This window comes from Arthrobacter sp. NPDC097144 (genome assembly GCF_044762205.1).
Taxonomy (GTDB): domain Bacteria; phylum Actinomycetota; class Actinomycetes; order Actinomycetales; family Micrococcaceae; genus Arthrobacter_B.
Genome location: NZ_JBIWDW010000002.1, coordinates 410,397 through 417,878 on the forward strand (window position 1 = coordinate 410,397; position 7,482 = coordinate 417,878).

Genomic DNA, 7,482 nt, shown 5'->3' on the forward strand with positions numbered 1-7,482 from the left:
TGAGCGCGGGTGATGTCTAGGAAGACCGGGAGGTCAACCAAATGGTGAAAGCAATGACGAGGCCCAGGCCGGCGGTCCAGATGAACAGGCCTTCGGATACGGGACCCAGCGAGCCGAGCTCGGCGCCGCCCGGCGAACCGTTGGCTTCGATGTTCTTCAGGAACGCAATGATGTTCTGCTTGTCCTCGGGGGCGATGTTGGCGTCATTGAAGACGGGCATGTTCTGCGGGCCGGTGACCATGGCTTCGTAGATGTGCTTCTCGCTGACACCTTCGAGGGACGGAGCGAACTTGCCCTGCGTCAGGGCGCCGCCGGCGCCTGCAGCGTTGTGGCACATTGCGCAGTTGACCCGGAAGAGCTCGCCGCCCTCGGCTGCGTTGCCCTCTGCTGCATCGGTGGCTTCGGTGTCCGGCACGGCCGGACCGGCGCCCAGGCTTGCCACGTAGGCAGCCAGCTGAGTGGTCTGTTCTTCAGTGAACTGGACCGGCTTCTGCTGGGCCTGCGGGCCCTGCATGGCCATGGGCATACGGCCGGTTCCGACCTGGAAGTCGACCGATGCGGCGCCGACGCCTACGAGCGAGGGGCCGTTGGCGGAGCCGGAGGCGTCCATGCCGTGGCAGGTGGCGCAGTTGGCGATGAAAAGCTTCTCGCCCTGGTTTTCGTCATCAGCCGTGTAGGCGGTGCTGGCAGCCTGGGCTTCGTTTGCGCCGCTGACTGCCGCGTAGAGCCCACCTGTAACGAGGAGTCCCAGCAGCAGCAGCGCAACTGCTGCTAGGGGATGACGTCGCCTTTGCGATAGTGCCTTCACTTGGTGGTTCCTAACTTGTGTGGTCTTTGGTGTGCTGGTGCCACTGTGGATATCTGAGGGGGTCCGGCTCAAGCAGGTGTTACTTGAGGAAGTAGATGATGACGAACAGGGCAATCCAGACTACGTCCACGAAGTGCCAGTAGTAAGAAGTCACGATCGCAGAGGTCGCTTCAAAGTGGCCAAACCGCTTCGCCGCGTAGGCGCGTCCAATGATGAACAGGAAGGCAATGAGTCCGCCCGTCACGTGGAGGCCATGGAATCCGGTGGTCAGGTAGAACGACGAACCGTAGGAGTTCGACGAGAGCGAGACTCCTTCAGTGACGAGCGTTGCGTACTCGAAAGCCTGGACGGCCACGAAGATCGATCCCATAAGGAAGGTGAGGAGGAACCACTCGACCATGCCCCAGCGGGAGACGTTGAACAGTCCCCCGGTGCGGCGCGGCTGGAGGCGCTCTGCGGCGAAGACGCCGAACTGGCAGGTAACGGAACTTAGAACAAGGATCACCGTGTTCGCGAACGCAAACGGAACGTTGAGCTTCTCCGTCTCCATGGCCCACAGATCGCTCGATGTTGAGCGAAGGGTGAAATACATGGCAAAGAGGGCGGCGAAAAACATCAGTTCGCTGGCCAGCCACACAACGGTTCCGACGGAAACCATGTTGGGGCGGTTCAGCGTGGGGTGAGCCGGGGTACTGGGGGCATGGGTCGCTGTTGTCACATAGTCATTATGGACGTAAAAGTACCCAGTTCTCCAACAGATATAGACGCTCGGCGCGTCAAAATAGTGCCGAAACCCCGCGGATCCCAGTAACGGCGCGGAAGTGGCTCCCCAGAAAGAAATCAGCATTTTCTACGATTCGTAGATAACCTTGGGGATGTGACTACGAATCCGAGCTCTGAACACACCTGGCCGACGCTGATTAACGCCCTGATTCTGCGTGAAGACCTGCGCAGCGACCAGACCCGGTGGGCGATGAACTCGATCATGGCCGGGGAGGCATCGGATGCCCAGATGGCGGGGTTCCTGGTGGCGCTGCGGGCCAAGGGTGAAACGGTGCAGGAACTGACCGGGCTCGTGGAAGCCATGCTGGAAAATGCCCGGCCCATCAACATCCCCGGCGAGACCCTGGACATAGTGGGTACGGGCGGTGACCGGCACAACACGGTCAACATTTCCTCCATGGCCGCGCTCGTCTGCGCGGGGGCGGGCGCCAAGGTGGTCAAACACGGAAACCGGGCGGCGTCGTCGGCCTCGGGGTCCGCGGATGTGATCGAAGCCCTGGGGGTGCGCCTGGATCTGACGGTGGACCGGGTTGCGGAAGCCGCAGTGAAGGCCGGCATCACGTTCTGCTTTGCCCAGGTCTTCCATCCGTCCATGCGCCATGCCGCCGTCCCGCGCCGGGAAATGGGCGTGTCAACAGCCTTCAACTTCATGGGTCCGCTGACCAACCCCTCGCGCCCCACCGCCTCCGCCATTGGGGTGGCCGACGCCAGGCTGGCGCCCCTGATGGCAGGGGTGCTGGCTGCCCGCGGCGTACGGGCGCTCGTGTTCCGGGGGGAGGACGGCTTGGATGAAATGACGACGACGGGCGCCTCCACCGTCTGGGAGGTCCGTAACGGGGCCGTGAGCGTGACGACGGTGGATCCCCTGGACCTCGGCATACCCCGGGCCACCCTTGACGATCTGCGGGGCGGAGATGCCGCCGCCAACGCTGCCGTGGTCCGCAGCGTCCTAGCCGGGGACCGGGGGCCGGTGCGCGACGCCGTCGTCCTCAACGCTGCCGCGGCCCTGGTGGCACTGGATCCCGAGGCCCGGGGGACGCTTTCCGAACGCCTGGCGGCAGGAATCCGCCAGGCGGAGGACTCCATCGATGCCGGCTCCGCCAAGGCCGCGCTGGACCGCTGGATTGAAGTAACCCAGTAGGCCGTATTTTCGGGGTGGAGCGGAGATTTTTACGGCTGCATCCCGGCACCAAATCCAACAAATGAGAGCCCTTTTTCCTCCCGGCCCGGGAGGAAAAAGGGCTCTCATTTTGTTACGGAAGTGTTATCCAGGTGCTGTTGATTCCGGCTGTCAGCTGTCGAAACCGAGCGAAAAAGCCGCGTCCAAATCGTGCTGCGAATAGGCCCGGAAAGCAATCTGCGTGGTGGTGCCGATGACGCCTTCCACCTTGGAGAGCCGGTTGGCGATGGCATCGGCGAGGTCCTCGTGGCGGCGTACGCGGGCGATGGCGATCAGGTCCCATTCGCCGGTGACGGAGTACACCTCGCTGATGCCTTCGATCTCCGAGATCTCCTCGGCACATTCGGGGATGCGGGCGGAGTCGGTCTGGATGAGGACAAAAGCGGTAATCATGGGGGAGCCTTTCATAATGCTGCGGCGGGGCCGCTGCTCTACTGCAGCCGGCGCACTACAGCGAGCCTATCGGACGGCGGCTACGGGCGGACGCGGGCAGCGCGCCGGCGGGCAATAAGTGCCGCTGCCGCCCGGGGAACCAGCAGGAACGCCCCGAGGACGAACAGGGTGACGATGGCAAAGCTGAGGGCGACACCGCCTCCGAAAAGCGCGCGGATGCCAAGGCCGGCCACTACGGTGATGATCCACAGCACAACGCCGCCGGGCCAGAGCCGGGCGGGAGAAAGCCTGCGGCTCAGCAGGGCCCAGCCCGCGAGGCAGGCAACCAGGAACGGTGAGGCGGTGATGAGGATTCCGGCCGGATCGAGCCCGTGCCGGTGCGTGTCGCGGCCCAGTGCGGCGAAAAGGAGAATCAGGACGACGTCGAGGGCCAGGAGCACTGCGGTGCTGCGGGCTGCGCGGCCTGCGCGGGGCGAAGCCGGATGGGGGGACGAGGGGGCGTCAGGGCGAATCACGGATGCTGCTTTCCGGCACCGTTGCGGCGGTGCTCCCGTACGTAAGGTTCCAGGAGTTCGGTGACCCGTGCATTGACGGCCTGCTGCGGTGAGCCGGACTCCAGCTGCTTGGTGGCGCTGTGGACGATGCCATTGATGAGTTCTGCAGTTGCTGCGGGATCCTCGGATCCCAGCTCGCGCAGAGTCCCCACAAGGGGATCCAGCAGCTTCGAATGCATCATGGTGCTTTGGGTGTTGAGTTCCTCGCTGGGAGCCACGGCTGCCAGCGCGTTGCCCACTGCGTGCTCACCCTCGGCGACCAGTGCAATGTTGGTCAGCACGTAGGCGAGGATGCGGTCGGCCGGGTCTGCTTCGGCCTGCATGGCTTCCTCCACCCGCTGGGCCCAGCGCGGAAAGACGTCCAGGACCAATGCATGCAGGAGGTCCTGGCGGGACTTGTAGTACTGATAGGCGCTGGGGCGGGCGAGGCCGGCCAGCGCGGCCACATCGGCCATGCTGGGAGCCTCGCCCGTTTGGGCCAGCAGGGTGCGTGCCGCATCAAGAAGCGCCCGTCGCTGGGCCACACGGTGTTCTGCGACCGTGGGGGCGGTTATGCGGGGCACATGCCCTCCTGTTTGTTGCTCGCTGTGCGTCGTCTAGCTGATCAGGCGTCCGTCAACCATCTCCACTACGCGGTGGCAGTGGGGAAGCACGTCGTGATCGTGCGTCACCATAACTGTAGCAACGCCGCGCTCTGCGGTTTCGCGCGCCAGCAGGGCAACAACTTCCTGGCTGCGGCGCCGGTCCAGGGCGGCCGTCGGTTCATCCACGAGCAGCAGCGGCGGCCGGGTGACCAGGGCACGGGCAATTCCGACCCGCTGGCGCTCACCGCCGGAGAGCTGATCGGGGCGGCTCTTGAGCTTGTGGTCCATGCCCACGGCGGCGAGCAGCTCCCGCGGGTCGAAGCTCTTCTTTCCAAAGGCCATCCGGTGCACGAGCTCCAGCTGCTCGCCGGCGGTCAGCGCGGGAATCAGGTTTCCGGACTGAAAGACAAAGCCGATGTTGCGCAGCCGGAAACGGGCCCGGGCTGCACTGTTCAGCGTTGCCAGGTCCGTCCCGTTGATGGTGATGGTTCCGGAGTCCGGCATCGTCAGGGCGCCGGCCGCTGCCAGCAGGCTTGATTTACCGGCTCCGGAGGGGCCGACGACGGCGACGAGCTCGCCGGGGCGCACTGTGAGGAACACATCATCCAGTGCCTGCACAGTGGCGTCGCCGTCACCCAGGGCAAGGCTGGCTCCTTCAATCACCAGTCCAAGAGTGGTGTCCTGCAGGGTTTCGGTTCGCGTGTTCATCGCTGTCCTCCCAGGGCAGCCAGGGGATCAACCCGGGAAATTCGGATAATGGCGGCGGCTGCTCCAACCAGTCCCAAAAGGATGGTCAGGGCAGTCGCCAGGCCAATGGGGCCAGCTTCCAATGCGAAAGGCATGGCGGTTCCGGCCAGGCCTGCACCCATGCCGAGGCCCAGCAGGACGCCAACCGCGGTGAAGCCGACGAGGACAATGGCAGCCTGGGCCAGTCCGTCGCGCAGCAGGTATCCGGTGGAGGCGCCGATGGCACGCAGGACGGCCAGCTCATGCTTGCGCTGGACGGTCCACACGGTGAAGAAAGCTCCAACGACAAGTGCGCAGATGGCGTAGAGGAAAACCTGGATCATCTGCAGGGTCATGGTTTCGGCGCTGTAGCCGGGAGAGGCGTTGAAGGATTCCTTCAACGAAGACGTCACGGTGTGTGCGGCTTCGTCCCCGGCCGGGAAGTCGATGCTCTCCCCGTCTTCGGCAAGGAGGGCAACGGTGCTTGCGGTGTTGAAGTCGGTGGCTGCCGTTTGTGCATTCGTGGGCGCGCCGGGCACTGCGTCGCCGCCGGCAATGTACTGCCAGGTGCTCAGGGGGAGATAGGCCACTGTGACATGTCCGAAGGTCGCCTGGTCTGCCGTGTAACCGACGACGGTGAGCTCCGTCCCGATCCGCTCCAGGGTGACAACCGTGCCCAGTTCCAGGCCCTCGTCCGCCCCGGTGGGGGAGACAACAATCTCATTCGGTGCTGATGCCGCACGGCCCTCACCGATTTCAGGGACGAGGAAGGAGTCGCCGTCGATGCCGAAGAGGGACAGGTCCACCTGGGTGCCGTCGTCGGTGGCGCCGTTCATCATTGAGGTGCCCATCAGGGTGACATCGGCGACGCCGGGCTGTTCGCGCCAGGCCTGTGCCTGGGACTCGTCAACCACGCTTCGGGAAAAGGCGTTGTCGGTCTTGGTGCCCTCATTGAAGGCAAAGGCAGTGGCGGGCATGCTTTTGAGGCCGGAAACGCCGTCATTAACAAGGCCCGATGACAAACCGGACAGCAGGACCATCAGGATGGCGATCAGGGCAATGACGCCACCCATCAAACCAAACCGTGCCCGGGCGAAGCGCAGTTCACGCAGCGCTAGAAACATGGGAAAACTCCGTGGGTTGTGGGATTTTGATGCCGACAACGTGTCGGTATCATGCCAACATAATGTCAGAAACATCCGGTCCGGGGCAACTGCGCCCCGGTTGGCGTGCCCGTTGGCGTGCTGCCGTGGTTGAGGTGCGGCGGCCTCTGGTCCCCTCTGCGCCCGTCTGCTCTCCTTGAGGCATGACCCTGCACCTGCGCGCGGACTGGCATAAGGCCGAGCACTCAAGGTGGCTGAAGTGGATGGTCGGCATCCTGGCTGTGGTCCTGGTTGTTGAGTACGTTGTACTGCCGCAGCTGGTTGGCTCCGGGAATGTGATTTCGGCTCTGCGCGGACTGCCCGTGATCCTGATCCTGCTGGCAGTGCTCCTGGAAACCGTGTCTCTGGCCAGCTACAGCTGGTTGACGCGCGAGGTGCTGGCCGGTGACGCCCGGCCCGGTTTTTTCACGCTGTTCCGGATTGATCTTGCGGACCTCACGGTCAACCACACCGTTCCCGGCGGCGGAACGACGTCGGCCGCTGTCCGCTTTCGGCTGCTCACGCGCTGCGGGGTGCAGCCTGAGGACGCTCTGAGTGCCGCCACCATCCAGGTGGTTGGTGCGAACCTGGTGCTGGCCGGCCTGTTTGGTGCGGCGCTGCTGACTGTCCACGGCAGCTTTGCGGAAGGCCGGTATCTCAGTACGGCCGGAGCCGTGGTGCTGGTGCTGCTGGGACTATCCCTGGCAGCTCTGACGGTGCTGGACCGGCATTTGCCCGGTGCAATCCGGACGGTGCGGGCCATCGCCGGAAAGGTGAGAATTATCTCTCCCGCTTCGGCGGAGCAGTTTGTGCGGACGGTGGCCGCTGAAGTGCAGATGTTCCGGCAGGAACCGCGCCGGCTGGCGGCGGCCGTGGTCCTGGCCGCTGCCCGGTACGTCCTTGATGCGGCCTGCCTGTGGGTTTTCCTCGCAGCCTACGGGCATGTGAGTTCTCCTGCAGAGTTGATGCTGGCCTACTCGCTGGCCTCGCTGGTGGCCCTGGCTCCGCTCACGCCTGGCGGGCTGGGCCTGGTGGAGGGAGTGCTGGTGCCTATGCTCGCCGGCTTCGGAACACCGGGCCACGTTGCCGTTCTCGGAGTGCTCTCCTGGCGCCTGGTGCAGTTCTGGCTGCCCATCCCCGTTGGCGCGCTGGCCTATTTGTCACTGCGGCTGGGGATTCTGGGACGGACGCAGAAGCGGGGGCGGCAACACGGTTGGGGCGGAGCGGGGGTGGGGACACGGGGGTGATATACCCCGGGCCGGGGCGTGCAGGGGGTTTTAGGCCCCCCAGTAGTGGTCGCCCAGCCGGGGGT

General features: G+C 64.7%; 9 protein-coding genes. 2 read left to right on the plus strand and 7 right to left on the minus strand.

Annotated elements, in window-relative coordinates; all coding sequences use genetic code 11:
* Window positions 1-16: 16 nt before the first annotated feature.
* Together ACIQXM_RS05590 and ACIQXM_RS05595 are read right to left on the minus strand one after the other, a co-directional pair.
* Window positions 17-808 (minus strand): c-type cytochrome, encoded by a 792-nt coding sequence (locus ACIQXM_RS05590; protein WP_400928781.1) that lies wholly within the window; start codon window positions 806-808, stop codon window positions 17-19.
* 79 nt (window positions 809-887) lie between these two features.
* Window positions 888-1,526, minus strand: a complete 639-nt coding sequence (locus ACIQXM_RS05595) for a heme-copper oxidase subunit III (RefSeq protein WP_400928784.1) — start codon at window positions 1,524-1,526, stop codon at window positions 888-890.
* A gap of 159 nt (window positions 1,527-1,685) precedes the next feature.
* On the opposite strand from ACIQXM_RS05595, the gene trpD reads away from it, so the two are divergent.
* A complete protein-coding gene (gene trpD, locus ACIQXM_RS05600) occupies window positions 1,686-2,732 on the plus strand; it encodes an anthranilate phosphoribosyltransferase (protein ID WP_400928786.1) in 1,047 nt (348 codons plus the stop codon).
* A gap of 150 nt (window positions 2,733-2,882) precedes the next feature.
* Here the strand turns inward: trpD and ACIQXM_RS05605 are convergent, their stop codons facing one another.
* The 5 genes from ACIQXM_RS05605 to ACIQXM_RS05625 all read right to left on the minus strand — a co-directional run bounded on the left by ACIQXM_RS05605 (window position 2,883) and on the right by ACIQXM_RS05625 (window position 6,152).
* Entirely contained in the window at window positions 2,883-3,164 is a 282-nt protein-coding gene (locus tag ACIQXM_RS05605) for an Lrp/AsnC family transcriptional regulator (protein ID WP_229965623.1), read from the minus strand.
* 80 nt (window positions 3,165-3,244) lie between these two features.
* Window positions 3,245-3,679, minus strand: a complete 435-nt coding sequence (locus ACIQXM_RS05610) for a DUF3054 domain-containing protein (RefSeq protein ID WP_400928790.1) — start codon at window positions 3,677-3,679, stop codon at window positions 3,245-3,247.
* Complete coding sequence (locus ACIQXM_RS05615; RefSeq protein WP_400928793.1) at window positions 3,676-4,281, minus strand: TetR/AcrR family transcriptional regulator; 606 nt, start codon at window positions 4,279-4,281, stop codon at window positions 3,676-3,678. The genes ACIQXM_RS05610 and ACIQXM_RS05615 overlap by 4 nt, the downstream gene beginning before the upstream one ends.
* A gap of 33 nt (window positions 4,282-4,314) precedes the next feature.
* The gene (locus ACIQXM_RS05620) at window positions 4,315-5,010 is read right to left on the minus strand and encodes an ABC transporter ATP-binding protein (protein ID WP_400928796.1); all 696 of its coding nucleotides are present in this window, start codon (window positions 5,008-5,010) and stop codon (window positions 4,315-4,317) included.
* Window positions 5,007-6,152 (minus strand): ABC transporter permease, encoded by a 1,146-nt coding sequence (locus ACIQXM_RS05625; RefSeq protein ID WP_400928799.1) that lies wholly within the window; start codon window positions 6,150-6,152, stop codon window positions 5,007-5,009. The genes ACIQXM_RS05620 and ACIQXM_RS05625 overlap by 4 nt, the downstream gene beginning before the upstream one ends.
* A 182-nt stretch (window positions 6,153-6,334) precedes the next feature.
* Here ACIQXM_RS05625 and ACIQXM_RS05630 point away from each other — a divergent pair, with 182 nt between their 5' ends.
* The gene (locus ACIQXM_RS05630) at window positions 6,335-7,417 is read left to right on the plus strand and encodes a YbhN family protein (protein ID WP_400928802.1); all 1,083 of its coding nucleotides are present in this window, start codon (window positions 6,335-6,337) and stop codon (window positions 7,415-7,417) included.
* Window positions 7,418-7,482 lie beyond the last annotated feature (65 nt).